This window comes from Streptosporangium sp. NPDC000563 (assembly GCF_040299985.1).
Classification (GTDB): Bacteria; Actinomycetota; Actinomycetes; order Streptosporangiales; family Streptosporangiaceae; genus Streptosporangium.
In genome coordinates this window covers 199,369-217,450 of record NZ_JBEPDA010000009.1, presented here as the reverse complement: position 1 = coordinate 217,450, position 18,082 = coordinate 199,369, and the positions used below count along the sequence as shown (strand labels likewise).

17 protein-coding genes and 1 riboswitch are annotated in these 18,082 nt (G+C 71.0%); of the genes, 9 read left to right on the top strand and 8 right to left on the bottom strand.

All coding sequences use genetic code 11. The annotated features are described in order from the left end of the window. The first annotated feature begins 195 nt into the window (after positions 1–195). Positions 196–1,188 (top strand): hypothetical protein, encoded by a 993-nt coding sequence (locus ABT352_RS22290; protein ID WP_350946801.1) that lies wholly within the window; start codon positions 196–198, stop codon positions 1,186–1,188. After that, a complete protein-coding gene (locus ABT352_RS22285) occupies positions 1,167–2,186 on the top strand; it encodes a cation:proton antiporter (protein WP_350946800.1) in 1,020 nt (339 codons plus the stop codon). The genes ABT352_RS22290 and ABT352_RS22285 overlap by 22 nt, the downstream gene beginning before the upstream one ends. Here ABT352_RS22285 and ABT352_RS22280 read toward each other — a convergent pair. The 5 genes from ABT352_RS22280 to ABT352_RS22260 all read right to left on the bottom strand — a co-directional run bounded on the left by ABT352_RS22280 (position 2,107) and on the right by ABT352_RS22260 (position 6,403). Then, positions 2,107–2,670 (bottom strand): SseB family protein, encoded by a 564-nt coding sequence (locus ABT352_RS22280; protein ID WP_350946799.1) that lies wholly within the window; start codon positions 2,668–2,670, stop codon positions 2,107–2,109. The two genes, ABT352_RS22285 and ABT352_RS22280, sit on opposite strands and share 80 nt — an antisense overlap. A 218-nt stretch (positions 2,671–2,888) precedes the next feature. After that, on the bottom strand, positions 2,889–3,980 hold the full coding sequence (gene bar, locus ABT352_RS22275) for a barbiturase (RefSeq protein ID WP_350946798.1): 1,092 nt from the start codon (positions 3,978–3,980) through the stop codon (positions 2,889–2,891). Between the two features lie 27 nt (positions 3,981–4,007). Continuing rightward, positions 4,008–4,916, bottom strand: a complete 909-nt coding sequence (locus tag ABT352_RS22270) for a carbamate kinase (protein ID WP_350946797.1) — start codon at positions 4,914–4,916, stop codon at positions 4,008–4,010. Between the two features lie 88 nt (positions 4,917–5,004). Beyond that, complete coding sequence (locus ABT352_RS22265; protein WP_350946796.1) at positions 5,005–5,733, bottom strand: thioesterase II family protein; 729 nt, start codon at positions 5,731–5,733, stop codon at positions 5,005–5,007. 109 nt (positions 5,734–5,842) lie between these two features. Next, positions 5,843–6,403: a TetR/AcrR family transcriptional regulator gene (locus ABT352_RS22260; RefSeq protein WP_350946795.1), complete on the bottom strand. Its 561-nt coding sequence runs from the start codon at positions 6,401–6,403 to the stop codon at positions 5,843–5,845. 80 nt (positions 6,404–6,483) lie between these two features. Here ABT352_RS22260 and ABT352_RS22255 point away from each other — a divergent pair, with 80 nt between their 5' ends. Continuing rightward, positions 6,484–8,073 (top strand): MDR family MFS transporter, encoded by a 1,590-nt coding sequence (locus ABT352_RS22255; protein WP_350946794.1) that lies wholly within the window; start codon positions 6,484–6,486, stop codon positions 8,071–8,073. Positions 8,074–8,278: 205 nt separating this feature from the next. Here the strand turns inward: ABT352_RS22255 and ABT352_RS22250 are convergent, their stop codons facing one another. From ABT352_RS22250 to ABT352_RS22240, 3 genes are all read right to left on the bottom strand, one after another. Then, positions 8,279–8,779 carry a ricin-type beta-trefoil lectin domain protein gene (locus ABT352_RS22250; protein WP_350946793.1) on the bottom strand — a complete coding sequence of 167 codons (501 nt, stop codon included), beginning with the start codon at positions 8,777–8,779 and terminating at the stop codon, positions 8,279–8,281. Positions 8,780–9,004: 225 nt separating this feature from the next. Beyond that, on the bottom strand, positions 9,005–9,922 hold the full coding sequence (locus ABT352_RS22245) for a bifunctional 5,10-methylenetetrahydrofolate dehydrogenase/5,10-methenyltetrahydrofolate cyclohydrolase (protein ID WP_350946792.1): 918 nt from the start codon (positions 9,920–9,922) through the stop codon (positions 9,005–9,007). A 14-nt stretch (positions 9,923–9,936) separates the two neighbouring features. Continuing rightward, a riboswitch (ZMP/ZTP riboswitch) is annotated at positions 9,937–10,019 on the bottom strand. Between the two features lie 117 nt (positions 10,020–10,136). Next, positions 10,137–11,336 (bottom strand): pyridoxal phosphate-dependent aminotransferase, encoded by a 1,200-nt coding sequence (locus ABT352_RS22240; protein ID WP_350946791.1) that lies wholly within the window; start codon positions 11,334–11,336, stop codon positions 10,137–10,139. Positions 11,337–11,811: 475 nt separating this feature from the next. Between ABT352_RS22240 and ABT352_RS22235 the strand changes: the two genes are divergently transcribed. From ABT352_RS22235 to ABT352_RS22210, 6 genes are all read left to right on the top strand, one after another. Further along, complete coding sequence (locus ABT352_RS22235; RefSeq protein WP_350946790.1) at positions 11,812–13,827, top strand: vWA domain-containing protein; 2,016 nt, start codon at positions 11,812–11,814, stop codon at positions 13,825–13,827. A 107-nt stretch (positions 13,828–13,934) separates the two neighbouring features. Continuing rightward, positions 13,935–15,290 carry an extracellular solute-binding protein gene (locus ABT352_RS22230; RefSeq protein WP_350946789.1) on the top strand — a complete coding sequence of 452 codons (1,356 nt, stop codon included), beginning with the start codon at positions 13,935–13,937 and terminating at the stop codon, positions 15,288–15,290. Positions 15,291–15,379: 89 nt separating this feature from the next. After that, positions 15,380–16,369, top strand: coding sequence for a DUF418 domain-containing protein (locus ABT352_RS22225; protein WP_350946788.1), 990 nt, complete (start codon positions 15,380–15,382; stop codon positions 16,367–16,369). Then, a complete protein-coding gene (locus tag ABT352_RS22220; protein ID WP_350946787.1) occupies positions 16,366–17,160 on the top strand; it encodes a carbon-nitrogen hydrolase family protein in 795 nt (264 codons plus the stop codon). The genes ABT352_RS22225 and ABT352_RS22220 overlap by 4 nt, the downstream gene beginning before the upstream one ends. Positions 17,161–17,170: 10 nt before the next feature. Further along, positions 17,171–17,632, top strand: coding sequence for a hypothetical protein (locus ABT352_RS22215; RefSeq protein WP_350946786.1), 462 nt, complete (start codon positions 17,171–17,173; stop codon positions 17,630–17,632). Continuing rightward, entirely contained in the window at positions 17,629–18,060 is a 432-nt protein-coding gene (locus ABT352_RS22210; protein WP_350946785.1) for a hypothetical protein, read from the top strand. Before ABT352_RS22215 ends, ABT352_RS22210 begins: the two co-directional genes overlap by 4 nt. The last annotated feature ends 22 nt before the right edge of the window (positions 18,061–18,082 follow it).

Here is an 18,082-nt window from a genome sequence, read left to right as displayed (position 1 = left end):
CGCATTCGGTGGCCACCCCGCACCGGTCTCCGGCTCCGCGGAAAGAGTCCCGAGCGGCGCGCATCCGGTGGCCACCCCGCACGCCGAGCCCCGTCCACACCGAAGGATCGAAGTGACCTCGGAGGTCATTGACGATGACGGCGATGATCACGGAGGCTGTAGGCACCCCTACCTACCCCCGGAGGTCAGGAACGCGTGGACACGGATCGCTTCAGCAAGCTGCCCGCGGTCATCGCGTCACTCGTTCTCCTGCCCGTGCTGCTCGAACTCCTCGCGTGGTACATCGAGGGCGAGGAGTACGACGTGGCCCGCGCGGCCACCGTGATCACGGTGATCGTCGCGCTCGCCCTCATCGCCACCGTGCTCGGCCGGATCAGGGCGCGGCTGCCGGTGCTGATGGTGGTCGCGCTCACGGTCACCGCGGCGGGCGAGGCGGTCCTGGGGTTCGTGGCGGCGTTCGGCCCCGTGCTCTGGCGGGGCGGGGTGCCCGGCGAGCTGCACGGCCTGGTGACCGCGGGGGTGAGCGCGTTCGCCGTGGCCACCGGCGTCTACCTGCTCGTCCAGTATCGCCGGGGCCTCTACCTCCCCTACCTGGAGGCCGGGATGGGCCCGCTGCCCACGGCCACCAAGCGCAGGGTGATCGGCGAGTCGGAGATCCTGATCCGCACCATGCCGGACATCGGCCCCTCGGTGGAGAAGGCACTGGCCAGCTGCGTGGCCATGGTCGACCAGGACGACCTGCACTTCGTGGCCTACTTCGGCGACCAGAGGTGCCGCTTCTACACCGACGTGCTGGAGGACGGCGACCTGGCCCACTTCTTCCACGAGACCGACCAGGAGGAGCGCAGGAAGATCTATCTCAGGGCGGGCAACCAGCTCAACTGGCTGACCCAGCGGCTCAACCAGCAGCTGCACAGGCTGGAGGGCGGCGCCCTCATCCGCACGGTCCTCGACGTGGAGCGCGGGGCCATGTTCTTCTACTGGGTCGACGAGACCCGCTATCTCATCGGGGTGACCCTGGACCAGCGGAAGGTCGACGTCGCCGACGACAAGATGGCCAAGCTCGTGGACACCATCCGCGGGCACTTCACCCTGCCCCCGATCAACCAGCGAGAACGCGCCCCGAAACCCCAGGGGCACCTGCGATCCATCCCAAGGAGCGAACGTTGGCCCGAATCGGGCTCTTGATCGTCGTCGTCGGCTTCGGCTGGCTCGCCGCCGACCTGGGCGGCCTGCGTGATCTGGAACACTCCAGCGCCTACGTGCTGCTCAGCAGCCTGTTGCTCGCGATCGGCCTGTACGGCAGCACGCACGGGATCGACCGCGCCGAGGCGAGGGAGCACTCGCGGCTGATCGTGCTCGCGGTCACCGTCGGGGTGCTGCTCAAGACCGCGTTCATCGCCGGGGTCGTCTACCTCGTCTCCGGCGACCCCCGGGCTCTGATCATGGCGGTGGTGGTCGCCCAGATCGACCCGCTCTCGGTCGCCGGGATGATGCGGGACAGCCGTCTGTCGAACCAGGCGAAGACGATCCTCGGGGCGTGGTCCTCCTTCGACGACCCGGTGACGATCATCCTCGCCGTCTACGCGGCGGCGCTGGTGAGCGGTTCGGGAGGCGGCGGGCTCTCGGCCTCGTACTTCGCCGACCTGGGGTTGAACGTGCTGTTCGCGGTCGTGGTCTATCTGCTGTGGCGGCTGATCAGGAAGGCCCCGCCGGTGCTGACCTACGTGACGGCCGCCGGAGCGGTCGTCTCGGCCGCCTGGACCTCCCTCATGCTCGGTATCGCGACCGCCGGGCTCTACCTGCGCCTGCCCGACGCGCGCTGGCTGGGCCGGGCGGTGAGCGCGGCGTTCGCGCTGTCGGCGTTCCTGACGGGCCTGCTGCTCGTCGGCGGGACGAACATGGGGATGGGCGTGCTGCTCGGGCTGGCCGCGTACGCCGCGCAGATGGTCGCCGCGCTGGTCCTCACCCACGGCCTGCCGATGATCGACCGGGTGCATCTGGGGCTGGCCCAGCAGAACGGGGTGACGGCGGTGATCCTCGCCCTGGTCTTCGAACGCGACTTCGGGGGGTTCGTCGCCGTGATCGCCCCGGCGATCCTCACGGTCAACCTCGTCCACGCGGCGGCCAACCGAACCGCCGACGCCTGGGAGGCTCGGCGATCTCTTCCATCCGCGCCACTGTGACGTCGGGGGCCTCGGATGCCAGCCGGTCCAGGGTGCCCGACTCGACCGCGGCGAGCGCCCGCAGGAGGCCGCCCTCGATCACGAAGGGCACCGGGCCCGCGACGTCCACCACCGCCGCCGCGCTGCCCTCGTGCACCGCGGCCTGGCAGACCTGAAGGATCGTGGCCTGGATGGGCCTGGCGTCGGGGCGCCACCGCCGCAGCGCCTCCGTCCCGGTGAAGGCGAGCACCGCCTCGCGGCCGTCGGCTCCGACGAGCTTCGGGAGGGCCATCTCGCTCTCCTTCTCCTGCCGCAGCCCGTGCTCGCCGATCTCCGACTCCTTGAGCAGGGCGACCACCGGCACGAGCAGCCGGGCCCCGCTCAGCGCGGCGACGACCTCGCCGGCCTGCGCCTCTCCCTCGGCGAAGGCGGCGAGCGCGGATGTCACGGCGGCGTCGGCGGCACCGTCGTCGCCGGGGACCAGGGGTCGCGGAATGCTCGGCACGAACCGGGAGCCTACCCTCGGCCGGGCCAGGGGGGACGATCGCCCCACCCGGCCCGCCCCGGCCCGACCTCGGCTCGGACGTGACGCGTACGCCGGAGCGGCGCACCGGGCCTGGGCATCCCGGCACCGGGGGCGGGGGGTCCCGGGCGGGGTGTCCCGGGCGATGTGTCGGGGGCGGGGTGTCCCGGCCCGGTGCGCCGGGGTGCGTGTGCCGTCTGTCAGCCGAGGTCGGCGATGGCGGCCACCGGGCCACCGCCGCTGGGCCCCTGGTGGACCGCCGCGACCGAGACGAACACGGCCGGGTCTCCGGTGACGCTCGCCGCGACACCGCCGACGGTGGCCTTGATCTGGCGGTGCCAGTGCACGTCGGAGTCGTCGAGCATGATGTTGCGGCGCCCCCGCACGCTGCCCGACGGGTCGGCCTCGCACTTCATGAAGACGTTGACGAGCCGGTCGCCGAGGTCGGACGGGTGGGGGCGCTCGGGCAGCTCGATGCCGCTGGAGCGGATCGCCTCCCAGATGCCGTCGGCGTCCAGCGCGTCCTTCATGACCGAGTGGCCGATCCGGTATCGGCCACCGATCCCCCGTACGTTGCCGACGACCACGATCTGGGCGCGGTCCAGCTCGACGCCCGAGGAGCACGACGCGACGGAGGAGTAGAGCGACAGGTCGCGGTGGATCTGGTCGGCGGAGGGCATCTCGATCTCGCCGAGGGCGACGGCGATGCCGAGGGCGGTGGTGGAGTTGGAGATGTCCATCGACGGGCCGGTGTCCTCGATCACCACGTCCTTGCCGCGCGACTTGGCGTCGTTGATCGTGGACAGGGTGAGCAGCGGGGTCTTGGTCTGGACGTAGTGGACGTCGGCGGGGTCGTCGATCCCGGCGATCTTCATCGCCTCGCGGACTCCGGCGGCGACCTTCTCCACCATCGCGGGGCGGCCGATGTCCTCGGGCAGGATCACCTCGCTCATCGCGATGCCGACGCTCACCCTCGGCTCGTCGCTCGGCTCGGCGTTCGCGGTGGTGGCGAAGACGGTGGCGTGCGGGCTGAGCACGCCGTCGGTGCCGCCCGACCACACCAGGGGCACGCTCTCCGGGGACGGGTGCCCCTTGGCCTGGAGCACCTCGCGAAACGCCCGGTCGGCCAGGATGCGGGTGTAGTCGTTCACGCCGCCGTTGCCCTCGGTCTTGCCGATCACCGCGAGCACCCGGTGCGCCTCGATCACCCCGTCGTCGATGAGCCTGGCCAGCCCGGAGGCGTCGGTCACACTCTCGATGGGCACCTTGCGCACTTCAATGGGTTCGGGCATCTCTGCCGCCTTTCGATCGCGTCCTGTTCACTTTCGCACCACGGTGCCGGTCTCCCCGGTGAGCGCCGCGCCCATGTCCTGCAGGGAGGTGATCACCGACCGGTCGCCGCCCTGCTCGACGAAGCGCAGCGCGGCCTCGACCTTCGGCCCCATACTGCCCCCGGCGAAATGGCCCGCGGCGTGCAGTACGCGCAGCTCGGCCGCGGTGATGTGACCCAGGGGCCTGGCCCGGGGCGTGCCGAACCCGACGACGGCCTGGGGGACGTCGGTCGCGATGATCAGGACCGTCGCCCGCACGGCTTGGGCGAGCACCGCGGCGGCGAGGTCCTTGTCGATCACGGCCTCGACCCCGGCGAGCCGCCCCTGCGCGTCGCGGGTCACGGGCACGCCGCCGCCGCCCGCGGCCACGACGGTGAAGCCCGCGGCCACCAGCGCGGCCACCGCGGGCGCGTCGAGGATCTCCAGCGGCTCGGGGGAGGCCACCACGCGGCGCCAGCCCCGCTCGAAGTGGCGCCAGGTCTGGCCGAGTTCCTCGAACCGGCGTGCCTCGGCCTCGCTGAAGTAGCGGCCGATCGGCTTGACCGGGTCGGCGAAGGCGGGGTCGCCGGGGTCGACGAGCGTACGGGTGACCACGACCGCGGCGCGGCCGTCGAGCGCGTTGAGTACGAGGGTGCCGATGGTGGCCTGGGTCTGCGCCCCGCACCAGTCGAGCGGCACCGGCGGCACGACGTGGGCGGCGAGCTGGTTCTTCAGGATCAGGTTGCCGACCTGGGGTCCGTTGCCGTGGGTGAGGGTCACCTGGTGACCCTCCTGGATGAGCGCGACGACGTGGCGCATCGCCTGCTCGACCGCGCGGTGCTGGTCGCCTGGCGAGGCGCCTCCGTCGGGCCCGGTCATGGCGTTGCCGCCGAGCGCGATCAGTATTCGTTCACCCACCTGGCCGACGTTAACGGCCTGCCCGTCTCGCCTCATGGGCACTCATTGCCCAAGGGGCGCCCGTCCTTCGGCACAACCGGCCAATCTCTCACCCCATGAGCGTACGGGTGATCTCCTCGACCACCGGCACGCGCCGCGGCTGCAGGTAGAAGTGGTCGCCGGGGAAGACCGTGAGGGAGAAGCCGGAGCTCGTACGGGTCTCCCACGACTTGGCCTGGGCGGGGGTGACCACCGGGTCGGCGTCGCCGACGAGGACGGAGATCGGGGTGTGCAGCGGGGGGCCGGGACGGTGCCGGTAGGCCTCGGCCAGGCGGAAGTCGGCGCGGACGTAGGGCAGGACGACCTCGCGCATCGTCCGATGGGACAGCACCTCCGCCTCGGTGCCGCCGAGTTTCGCCAGCTCGGCCACGAAGTCGTCGTCGGCGTACCCCGAGATCGCGGGCCTGTCGCGGGGATCGTGCGGCGCTCTCGCGCCGGAGACGAACAACCGCGCCGGGGCGATCCCCCTCGCCTCGAGGCGGCGCGTGACCTCGTAGGCGAGCGTCGCCCCCATGCTGTGCCCGAACAGCGCGAAACGCCGGTCGAGCAGCGGCAGCATCGACCCGGTCACCTCGTCGGCGAGCGCGTCCATGTCGCCGGGCAGCGGCTCGGCGAACCGGTCGGCCCTGCCGGGCAGCTGCGTCGCGTGCAGCTCGACGGACAGGGGCAGCAGCTCGGACCACGCGCGGTAGGCGTTGGCCGATCCGCCCGCGTGCGTGAGGCAGAACAACCGCGTGGTCGCCCCCGGGCGGGGAAAGGCACAGCGCAACCAGGTCATGTGACCATGATCCCATGGCGTGGGCCCGGCGCCTCATGCCCTGAGGCGGACCTCATGTCTTGCGGCAGGCCCCGATGTCCCGGGGCGGGCTCATGTCCTCCGACGGACCTCATGCCCTGAGGCAGGCCTCGAAGACGGCGGTGAGGCGGGCGATCACGGTCTCGCGGTCGGGGGCGCCGGCCGCGTCGGGGCCGTAGAGCTGACGCATCGTGCCGGTGCCGGTGACGAGCGCGGTGGCGATCATCGCCCGGAAGGCCGCTTCGGGGCCGGGAAGCCGCGCCGAGAGGGGTTCCAGGATCGCCGTCCTGACCCGGTCGCGGATGATCTCGTGGATCTCCGGGGCGCTGGACGACCGGATGAGCGCGGCCAGCACCACGCTCCCCTGGTCGGAGCGGAGCCGTTCGGCGACGTACTCGGCCAGCCGGCGGGGCAGCTCCTCCTCGGGGCCCTCCAGGACGCCGGGGAAACGTCCCTGCATCGCGAGCACCTCGGCGAACAGGTCCCGCTTGCTGCCGAAGTAGCGGTTGATCAGCGCGATGTTGGCGTCCGCCTCGGCGGCGATCATCCGCATCGTCACCTGGTCGTACCCGAGCTCGGCGAACAGCAGGCGGGCGGCGTCGAGGATGCGCCGCCTGGTGCCCTCCCTGTCGCGATGCCGTGTCTCATCCACTTACGGGATCCTTCCAGATTTGACGAGTAAACAAGCGTCTACTAACTTCGCATGTACCGTACATACATTGGGGGCGGTTCATGCTGACCGAACAACAGATCCAGGCCGAGGCCGCACCGTCCTTCACCCACAGGCAGGTGCTGGAGATCCTGGCCGGACTGATGCTCGCCATGCTGACGTCGATGATCTCGACGTCCGTGGTGGGCACCGCGCTGCCGACGATCGTCGGCACGCTCGGCGGCCAGGACCAGCTCGCGTGGGTCGCCAGCGCGACCCTGCTCACCATGACCGCCTCCACCCCGATCTGGGGCAAGCTCTCCGACCTCTACGGCCGCAAGCTCATGTTCCAGGTCTCGCTGGTCGTCTTCGTGGTGGCCTCCATCGCCGCCGGGTTCTCCCAGGACATGGCCCAGCTCATCGCCGCCAGGGCGCTGCAGGGCATCGGCGCCGGCGGCCTCGCCGCGCTGCCGCAGATCATCCTCGGCGACGTGGTCGAGCCCCGCGAGCGCGGACGCTACTCCGGCTACATCGGCGCGGTCTTCGGTGTCTCGACCGTGGCCGGCCCGCTGCTCGGCGGGTTCATCGTGGACAACATGTCCTGGCGCTGGACCTTCTGGATCTGCGTACCGCTCGCCGTGGTCGCCTTCGTCGTCATCCAGAGGGTGCTGAGGCTGCCGCTCGTCCGCCGCGACACGAAGGTCGACTGGTGGGGCGCGACCCTCATCACCGGCGGCACCACCGCGCTGATGCTGCTGCTCTCCCTCGGGGGCAAGGAGTTCGGCTGGAACTCCACGTGGACCTACGGCCTGGGCGCGCTCAGCCTGGTGATGTTCGGTCTCGCCGTCGTCGCCGAGCGCAGGGCCGCCGACCCGATCCTGCCCCCGCACCTGTTCCGCGACCGCACCTTCGTGCTCACCGCCGTCGCCTCCCTGCTGGTCGGCGCGGCGATGTTCGGCGCGCTGATGTTCCTGCCGCAGTATCTGCAGATCGTCAAGGGCATGAGCCCCACGGGATCGGGCCTGATGACCCTCCCCCTGGTGCTCGGCCTGCTCACCGCCTCGATCCTCACCGGCCGGCTCGTCAGCAGGACGGGCCGCTGGAAGATCTTCCCCGTGGTGGGCATGCTGCTGGTCGCGCTCGGGCTGTTCCTGCTCTCGCGCCTGCACGTCGACAGCTCGCTGGTGATCGTCGGCATCGACAACGCGGTGCTCGGCATCGGGCTCGGCGCCTCCATGCAGATCCTGATCCTCGCCGCCCAGAACGCGGTGAGCCGCGCGAACCTCGCCTCGGCGACCTCCGGGGTTGCGTTCTTCCGCTCACTCGGCGGCGCGGTGGGCGTCGCGGCCTTCGGCGCGATCCTGTCCAACCGGCTCACCGCGGAGCTGGTCTCCCTCGCGAAGGCGGCGCACCTGCCGCTGAGCGGTGGTGGCGCGGTCCCCAGCCTCGGCTCCCCCGAGGCCATCCACAACCTCCCCGCGCCCGTCCTGGAGATCATCCTGGAGGCCTTCACCCGGGCGATGAGCGCGGTCTTCGTGGTCGGTGTCCCGATCGCCGTCCTCGCCTCGCTCGCCGTCCTGATGATCAAGGAGATCCCGCTGCGCTCGGCGCGGACCCCCGCCCCGGCGGCCGCCGACCCCGCCGCCCCGCCGATCGGCGCGGGCAGGCCGTAACCACCCCCGCGCAGCCCGGGACCGGCCCGCTCTCCGGCCGGCCCCGGGCCCTCTCATTTCCGCCTCGCGCGCATCGGCCCTCCCCCGGGCGAGGGCGGCCCCTCGTGGCGGCGCCACGGGGAGTCGCCCCCCTTCCCCGGCCGGGATCAGGCCCCCGCGCGGGCGAACGACGGACATGGCACGTAGCGCCGCCCTCGGGCGGCCGTCAGAGCGTCCACTTCTGGTTGGCCCAGCCGTTGCAGTCCCACAGCTGCACCTTGGTGCCGTTCGCGTTGATGGTCCCCAGGTCCGCGTCCAGGCAGCGGCCGTTGTGCATGCTGTAGATCGTGTGGCTCGTCGCGTCGTAGATCCATTTCTGGTTGGTCCAGCCGTTGCAGTCCCACAGCTGCACCTTGGTGCCGTTCGCGTTGATGGTCCCGAGATCCGCGTCCAGGCAGCGGCCGTTCTCCTTGCTGTGGATCGTGTGAGTGGAGACCTCGTAGCTCCACGACTGGTTGTCCCAGCCGTTGCAGCCCCACAGCTGCACCTTGGTCCCGTTCGGGCCGATGGTCCCGAGATCGGCGTCCAGGCAGCGCCAGTTCTGGTGACTGCGGACGGGCCCCCAGGCGGCGGACTCCGAGTCCGAGGCCGCCGCACCCGGGACGAATCCCGCGCAACCCAGCGCGACCGCCGCCACCGACACCAGCACCCTGAATCCCCGTCGCATCGTCGATGCTCTCCTTCCTGCGAATCACGGAGGTGGAGAGCGGCGCGTCGGCGGAAGGAACCCGCCGCCCACCCGCTCCGCACCGTGCGCGTCACCCCGCGGACGCACCCGTCGATCACTCTCCGCAGCAGAAAGTACACGTACGGGGATCGGTCCCGGGTGGACGAGACGGCGACCGGCGTTTCAGGGAGGTACGGGCGCCTTCCGGGCGGCTACCGGGCGCCCTCAGCCTTCCGAGGAGGCGGAGCCCACGGCGCGCTCGGCCGCCGTGATCGCGTTGCGGAACAGCATCGCGACCGTGGTGGGCCCGACCCCGCCGACCCTGGGGGTGATCGCCCCGGCCACCTCGGCGCAGGACTCGTCGACGTCGGGCAGCAGACGCCTGCCCTCGTAACGCACCCCGCCGCCGATGACGACCGCGCCGGGCTTGACGTGCTCGGGCCGGATGATCCCGGGCACGCCCGCGGCGGCGACCAGGACGTCGGCGCGGAGCGTGTAGCGCGGCCAGTCGCTCACCCCGGTGTGCACGACCGTGACGGCGGCGTTCGCCGTCGGGCGCTTCTGCGCGAGGAGGATCGAGAGGGGACGGCCGAGCGTGGCCCCGCGCCCGAGGATGACCACCTCCCGGCCCGCCACCGGGATCTCGTAGTGCGCGAGCAGCGCCTCGATCCCGGCGGGCGTACACGGCAGCGGGCCGGGAAGCTCCAGCGCCAGCCGCCCGATGTTGAGCGGGTGCATGCCGTCGACGTCCTTGTCGGGATCCATGACCTGCAGGGCCCGGTCGTAGTCGAGGTGCTTGGGGACGGGGTGCTGCACGAGCAGACCGTGCACCGCCGGGTCGTCGTTGAAGGCGGTGATGACCGCGTGCAGGTCCGCCTGGGTGGCACTCGCGGGCAGGTGCTCGTGCGGCGAGGCGAAACCGAGCTCGGCGGCCTGCCGCTGCTTGATGCGGATGTATCCGGCGCTGGCGTCGTCGTCACCGACCAGGACCGTCGCCAGGCTCGGCGTGACACCCCGGCCGGTCAGGGCGGCCACCCGCTCGGCCACGTCGGCGAGGATCCGCTCGGCGACCGGGCCGCCGGGAAGCAACCGGGCCGACGACGTGCCCTCGGAGCTGGAACCGTTCGATACGGGCTGGGACATGCGCTTCCTCCCGGCGTGGGCGCCCAGGCGGTCGACTCCCACGGCGAGCTCCCCGATGGTTGATGCCATCCCTTTGCCGCCAGTCGCGTCATCCCCAAGGATGCCCGATCATCCCCCTCCAGGTCGAACCGCCCCCGCCGCACCGGGCCCGGCCAGGCGAATCACCCCCCTCCACCTCGCGCCGCGCCCGCCCCACCGGGGCCGGCCAGGCGAATCATCCCCCTCCACCTCCATCTCGCGCCGCGCCCGCCGCGCCGAGCCCGGCCAGGCGGCTCACCGCCTCGTCGATGACCTCGTCCCGCTTGCAGAAGGCGAAGCGGACGAAGTGGCTCCCGCGCTCGGGGTGGGTGTAGAAGACCTGGGTCGGGATGGCGACCACGCCCGCCAGGGACGGCAGCTCCCGGGTGAGGGCGAGGCCGTCGGTGAAACCCAGGGGACGGATGTCGGTCTGCACGAAGTACGTGCCCGCGGGGCGGTAGACCTCGAATCCCGCCGCGGACAGGCCCGCCATCAGGCGGTCGCGCTTGGACTCCAGATCCGCCCGCAGGGCGGAGACCCAGGCCGACTCGTGCCGCAGACCGTGGGCGACGGCGAGCTGCCAGGGCGCGGAGGCGGTGTAGGTGAGGAACTGCTTGACGGTCTGCACGGCCCTGACGAACTCGGGCGGCGCGCAGATCCAGCCCGTCTTCCAGCCGGTGACCGAGAAGGTCTTGCCCGCCGAGGAGATCATCACGGTGCGCTCGCGCATGTCCGGCAGGGTGGCGATCGGCACGTGCTCGACCCCGTCGAAGGTGAGGTGCTCGTAGACCTCGTCGGTGACCGCCACCAGGTCGCGCTCCAGGCACAGCCGGGCGATCTCGTCCAGCTCGGCGCGGGTGAAGACCGTACCGGTGGGGTTGTGCGGGGAGTTGACCAGGACGACCCGGGTGCGCGGCCCGGCCGCCGCGCGCAACTCGGCGGGGTCGAAGGTGAAGCGGCCGTCGACCGGGCGCAGGGTGACCGGGCGGAGCACGGCCCCGGCGAGGGCGACGGCGGCGGCGTAGGAGTCGTAGTACGGCTCGAAGGCGATCACCTCGTCGCCGGGCTCGCACAACGCGAGGATCGTCGCGGCGATGGCCTCGGTGGCTCCGACGGTGACGAGGACCTCGCCGTCGGGGTCGTAGTCGAGCCCGTAGTGGTCCTTGCGGTGCTCGGAGACGGCCTGGCGCAGCTCGGGCGTCCCCGGCCCCGGCGGGTACTGGTTGGAGCCCTCCCGGATCGCCGACACCGCCCGCTCCAGCATCGCGGCGGGCCCGTCGGTGTCCGGAAAGCCCTGCCCGAGGTTGATCGAGCCGGTTCGCAGGGCGAGCGCCGACATCTCGGCGAAGATGGTCGTACCGAACTCGCGCATCCGCGCCACCAGAGGATCGTTCACGCGCTACAGCGTAGTCCCGCCCTTTCCCGCCGCCTCGTGGCCTCCGCCCCGGCCTCGTTCCCGAGCGCGCCCTTTCCCGGGAACATCTCGTCCCGAGAGCGCCGCAGACGCGGTGACGGGGGCCTGACGCGCCGGCATTCACGAAGAGCGCCCGGAAAAGCGGTGAGCACGCGACGGGAAAGCACGCCGAATACGTTCTGTCAACGATCATGGACGCGCCTCGACAATCACACATCGGCTGCGTCCGGCGGCGAGTCGCCCGATTGTCGGCTCTTCATTCCATTGGAGTTCGCGATACGGACGTAACACACCAGCCCGAATGCCCCGGCCTCTCCCGCCCTCAAATGCGGCCGACCGTAAATACCAAAGCGGTTAATCCCCCTCCCTAGATCACAGAAAGCATCTCTCGGTGGTGATGATCCGACGTAGGGTGAAGGCGGACCAGCGGGAAACCACCGGCGGAGACAGCTGACAGATGGTGAACAGCGAGAAGACTTCGGAGCCCCCGCATTCGTCGGACACCGCCGGATCGACGAACCGCGCCTGGCAGATGGTGACGGGTTTCTCCAACGCTCTCATCCAGACACTTCTCGTGCTTCTCGCCCTCTCCATTTCCACGGCTTCGAAAGTCGCCCTGGTCCTCGGGATTCTCGCGCTGACGACGCTGACCATCTTCCCAGGCCACCTGCTGAAAAGCACCGCATGGCTGCGTCGCGTCATTCCCGAGCGGTCGTACGGCGTTCTCACGATGTTCTCCCGATGGGTGCGCCGGGACGTCTGGTGGCTCCTCTGCACCGGAGTCGCGGTCACCGTCGTCGCCGCCCTCGCCGTCGTTCCCAAGGACGAGCCGTGGGTGACCTGCCGGGTCCCCGACGAGATCACGCTCCTGGCGTCCGCCGAGACCTCCCCTGTCGTCCAGCGGGCGGCCGGGGAGTTCATGGCGGGGAAGGTCGACCTGTGGGGCTGCCGGCAGATCAACATCAACGTCAGCGGGCTGCGCGCCGCCGAGGTGCGGGACCGGCTGAGCGACTGGACGTTCCCCGTCCAACCGGCCGTCGGGCCGGGCGCCGGCCGGACGGCGAGGAAACCCCCCGGCGCCCGGCCCGACGGGTGGATCGCCGACTCCTCCCAGGAGATCGACTACGTGAACAGGGACACGGACGGCGTGGCGACGTTCGGCGAGCGGACGGTCGTCGCGACCTCGCCACTGGTCATCGCCGCACCGGAGAGGCTCGCGGAGGAGCTCACCGAGGCGAACAGGAATCCCGGAGAGCGCGACTGGGCCGACCTGCTGCGGAGCAGGCCCGGCGCCCGGCAGCAGGTCGTGCGCACCCATCCGCTCGCCTCCAACGTGGGCCTGATGGCCACGGCCGCCGCGCCCGGCCCCGCGGAAGGACTGTCCAGGAAGGTGCGGCCGGGCGACACCGTCCGCGACGTGATGTGCCGGTACGCGAACTCCCTCGACACCTCCGCGATGGTCATGACCGAGCAGCAGTTCTACGAGCTCGACGTCGCGCTGTCGGGCGCCGACCCCGCGCTTCCCGAACCGGGCGGCTGCGCCCTTTCCGGTGCGGGAGGCGAACGGCCGTCGCCCGGCGCCGTCTCCGTGCCGCGAAGCGCCGGCAAGAAGCCTCCGCGACCGGTCGCCGTCTACCCGAAGGGCGGCCACGCCATGCGGTACGAATGCGTCTCCAAGCGGTGGCCCGACCTGAGGCGGCCCCCTGCCGTCGAGCAGACGGTCGAGGAGTTCTGCGACTTCCTGCGGGAGACCCTCCCCCGCTACGGATTCCGTGACGCCGAGGGCCACCTGGACGTCCAGAGGCTGCCGGTGAAAACACATCGGCTGAGGAGCGACGCGCCGGTGGCGGCGAACTGGAAGCCCGACATTCCCAAGCTGCTGTACAAGCTGACGACCCCCCTCGCGGACCACGTCCTCGTCGTGGTCGACGTCTCCGGCTCGATGGCGCGCAACAAGGTGAACGACGGCAGGTCACGGCTGGAGGCGGCGATCCAGGTGGCCCAGGTCGCCGTCACGTCCAAGCGCGGCGAGCGGACCACGGGAATCATGACGTTCTTCCCCGATGACGACTACGCCGTCTCCCCCGCGCCCGTCGGCGACGAGGGAAAGGCCCTCACCGGCAGGCTCACCGAAGTCCAGAACGCCTACCGAGGCGGTTCGCGCCCCGATCCCCCGATGCGTCCGATCATCGAAAAGGCTCTCGACCGGTTGGAGAGGACGGGCGCCCCGGGGGAGCGGAAGGTCGTGCTCGTGCTCACCGACGGCGGGAATCCGAGAGGGCTGAGCGGCGAGGACATCAAAGGGCGCGACGGTGTGCGCCTGCTGATGCTCTCCTTCGACCTGCACGGCTGCGAGACCTCCCCGCTGCCCGCGCTCAGGGACGAGGGCCTGATGTCCTGCTACGACGCGAGCACCGACCCCGACCAGAAGCTGGACGACGCGTTCACCGAACTCCGGCCGGTCACCGGATGAGCCGTCCCACGCCGCCTCCGCCGTCATCGCCGTTCTCCTCAGGTGGGACGGGCGGGCGGGTCACACCGGCTTCCTCAAGTGGGACGGCCGGGCAAGGAAGACCGGCCGTGGCGGAGCCGGCCGGCCGCGGAGTGATCCTTCTCCTCCTGCTGCTCGCCTGCTTTCCCTCCCTGGCGGCGAGCACCGCGCCCACCCCTCCCCCGGGACCGCCCAGGCAGGACTGCGTCCTGCGCATCGCCAGTGGCGCCGACGTCTCGGGAGGTGCCCGCGAACGGGCGCTCGAAGCCGTCTGGAACGGCGTCAAGGGCAGGCCCCGGGCGTGCTTCGTGGCGATCTCCTCGGTCGCGGACGAGCAGCGCAGCGCGATGATCTCGGCCGCCCAGTCGAAGGCCGGGCACTACGACGTGTACAACCTCGACATCCAGTGGATCCCCGAGTTCGCCGAGGAGGGATACCTGCGCCCGATCGACACCACCGCACACGGCGGGACCAACGACTTCCTCTCCCAGATCTGGTCCGCGGGCGCCTGGCACGGCGTCCAGTACGCGGTGCCGTTCAACACCGACGTGGGACTGCTCTACCGCCGCCACGACCTGAGGTCACCGGCGAACTGGCGGGACATGACCGACCTCGCGAAGGCGCGCCGCGCCGGGCCCGACCCCACCGCCCTCGGCCTCTCCGGGCAGTTCGCCTCCTACGAAGGGCTCACGGTCAACGCCCTGGAGGCGATCTGGGCCAACGGCGGAGAGGTGGTCGACGCGGACGGCCAGGTGGTGATCGCCCAGAAGGAGGGTGTGGAGGCCGTCGGACGGCTCATCGAGACGGTGAAGGCCGGCGTGATCTCCGGGGAGACCCTCGGCAGCACGGAGGCGGAGTCGCTGACCGCCTTCCGCGAGAGGCGCGCGCTGTTCCTGAGGCACTGGCCCTACGCCCACGAGGTGCTCTCCGGGGAACGGAGGTCGGGCGGAATCGCCTTCCGCGCGGCACCGCTGCCCTGGCAGGGAGTGCTCGGCGGCCAGTACCTCGCCGTCTCCAGGCACACGCCCCGGCGCGACCTCGCGCAGCGACTGGTGGCGGCGTTGACCGGCGAGGAGGCGGCCGGACTGCTCTACCGGTGCGGCGGGTTCGCCCCGGCCAGGGTCTCAGCCCTCTACACGGAGGCGGGGACCGGTTGCGACGGCCAGGCCCCGGCGGCCCCGCCCGGCCCTCGCTCCGGTTCCTCCGGTTCCTCAAGCGCGGAACCGGAGTCCGAGAGCGTGCGGCCCGACACGCTGCTGCGCGCGCTGACCCAGGCCAGGCTCCGTCCGCCCTCCCCGTACTACAGCGAGTTCAGCCGGGTCTTCCGCACCGAGGTCCACGAGCTGCTCAGTTGCTGGTCGCTCGGGCGGAAGGGTTGCGAGGACGCGAAGACGTTCACGGCCGGCCTCGCCCTCAAGCTGAGAAAGGCATTGGCCGGCGGCTGAGCCGGACCGGAAGCCCGAAAAGGGCTTATGGATGGGGTCGTCTATGCGTAGGTGATTATGGGGTGGTACGTCTATTTGCTGTGACCCGAATGACCCGACCGACCGGACCGGCGGAACCGGCAGGACCGACCGGACCGCCCCGGCTCCACGAGCTCGACGCGCTTCGCGGCTTCGCGGTGTGCGGGATCATGGTGGTCAACACCTGGCAGCACACGCGTGAGCACCTGAGGGAGTCCGATCGCAACGCGGTCGACTGGGCGATCGACAACCTGCTGCAGAGCAGGTTCTATCCGATCTTCTCCTTCCTGTTCGGGCTGAGCTTCGTCCTCTTCCTGAGGTCGGCGGCCGCACGGACCGCGCACCCCTGGGCCGTGCTGCTACGCAGGCTCGCGGTGCTCGCGGCACTCGGCGCGATCCACCAGGTCTTCAACCACGGCGAGGTGCTCCTGCCGTACGCGATCTTCGGGGCGCTGGTCCTGCTGCCCGCCTCGTTCTTCCCGCAGCCCGCGGTGGTGGTGCTGGGCGTCGCCCTCACCACGTGGGCGGTGTACCAGGGCGGCGGGATCATCCTCGTCCCCGGCCTGTTCGTGCTGGGCATGGCCCTGATGGAGCACCCGCCGCCCGAATGGCTGCTGCTCCCCGCGTTCGTCGCGAGCACGGTGCTGGGCGTGACGCTCACCTGGCTCTGGGTGGTCATCGCCAAGGATCCCGCCCTGTTCCACGCGTCCGTCTACCCGGCCGCCGGGCTCGCCGCCGCCACGGCCTACTGCACCGGGCTGCTGCTCCTGCTGCGGACCCGGCTGCGCGACCTCCTGCTCGCGCTTCTGGCCCCGCTCGGCCGGATGGCGCTCACGAACTACCTCATGAGCACCCCGATCATCCTGCTCTTCGTGCCGCTGCTCGTCGCGGACACCACCCGGCTCGCCGGTGTGGCGCTCTCCGCCGCCGTTCTGGCGCTCCAGGTGCTGTTTAGCCGTGTGTGGCTGGGCAGGTTCAGGTACGGCCCGCTGGAATGGGCGTGGCGAAGCCTCACATGGATGGAACGAGTGCCGAACAGACGGATAGGGTCACACCCGTGACGCGCATAGCCCTCTGCCAGATCCCGGTGGCCGAAGATCCCTCCGCCAATCTGAGCCGGGTCCTCGACTCCCTCGCCGAGGCCGCCGCGGGCGGCGCCGAGCTGGCGATCTTCCCGGAGGCCACCCTCACCCGGTACGGCAAGCGCGTCACCGACCTCGCCCAGCCGTTGGACGGGCCGTTCGTCACCGGACTGGCCGCGGCGGCGCGGGAGCACGGGCTTGCCGTGATCGCGGGGGTGTTCGAGCCCGTCGAGGGCCGGGTGTACAACACCGCGGTCGCCATCGGCCCCTCGGGCTCGATCGAGGCGGCCTACCGGAAGATCCACCTGTTCGACTCCTTCGGCGCCCGCGAGTCCGAGCTGGTCGCGCCGGGCGACACGCCGGTCGTGGTCGAGCTGGCCGGGCTCCGGGTGGGACTGGTCACCTGCTACGACATCCGCTTCCCCGAGCTCACCCGGGCCCTCGTCGACCTGGGGGCCGAGGTGTTCGCGGTGATCGCCGCGTGGGGATCGGGGCCGATGAAGGAAGAACACTGGACCACCCTCGTCAGGGCCCGCGCGATCGAGAACACCACCTGGGTCGCCGCCGTGGGCCAGGCGCCGAACCCCGAGGCCCGCGACGGATTCGGGATCGGACGGAGCATGCTGGTCGATCCGATGGGAGTGACACGCACCGATATGGGACCCACGCCGGCCGTACAGACGTGTGAAATCGACTCGCAGATCACGATTGCCACCCGGAATGCCGTACCGTGCCTGGAACACCGGCGACTCCCTCTCGGCAGATCGTAAAATGCCGATCGTGAGTGAGCCACCTGGGCGTAGAACGCAGATGCAGAAGGTCATACCGCCTCGGCTGCTCGTGCCCTATCTGGCCGGCAGACGCACCGTGATCTCCGGATACGTTTACCGGGTTCAGGACTGCGCGCGGCTGACCACCCCCGCGCAGCTCTTCGTCGGCCTCGACCTGGGGTTCGAGGGGTCGGAGCTGACCGCGACGGTCCCCGAGATCTACCTGATGCGCTGGTTCGCCCGCGACATGGACGCCTACATCGTGCCGTACGGACCGCACATGGGCGGTGACTGGAACGATTCACCGCCCTTCGCGGGAAACGGCTTCACCACCTCGCGGGAGCACGTCGTGCCGCAGTTCCACACCACACCCATGCCGATCCCCGCGGGAGCCGAGATCATCCACGTGGTCCCCGGCGAGGAGCGCCCCTTCGGCCTCTACGACGGCCTGAGCTGGCGGCCCGCCTCATGAGCGCCGAGATCGAGCCGGTGGCCTCGGGCTTCGCCGCCCGCTACCTGGGCCGTACGTACGCCGCGGCCCTCGGCCCCGGCGCCTCCGAGGTGGTGCTGTTCAACGAGGAGGCCCAGAAGGGCTTCGAGGCGGCCTCCGGCTACTGGCGGCTCGTCGTCGCCCGCGAGGACCTCGACTGGCTGGTGCTGGTCCGCACGGTCGGCGCGTTCGGCGGCGAGCCGTGCCTGGTCCTCGACGTCTCCGAGGAGAACGGCGAGGAGAGCCTGCACATCGCCTACACCGGGCACAGCGGGATGAAGGCCGAGGCGCTGGGTTACTGGATGGTCGACCACGGGGCGTACGAGGTCGTCGTCCCCCGCGACGAGGTCTTCTCCATCAGGATCGAGCGGCTGCCCGTCCCCCTCTCGCCGGAGGGCGCCGAGCCGTAACCCGCCGCCCTCCTCTCGACCG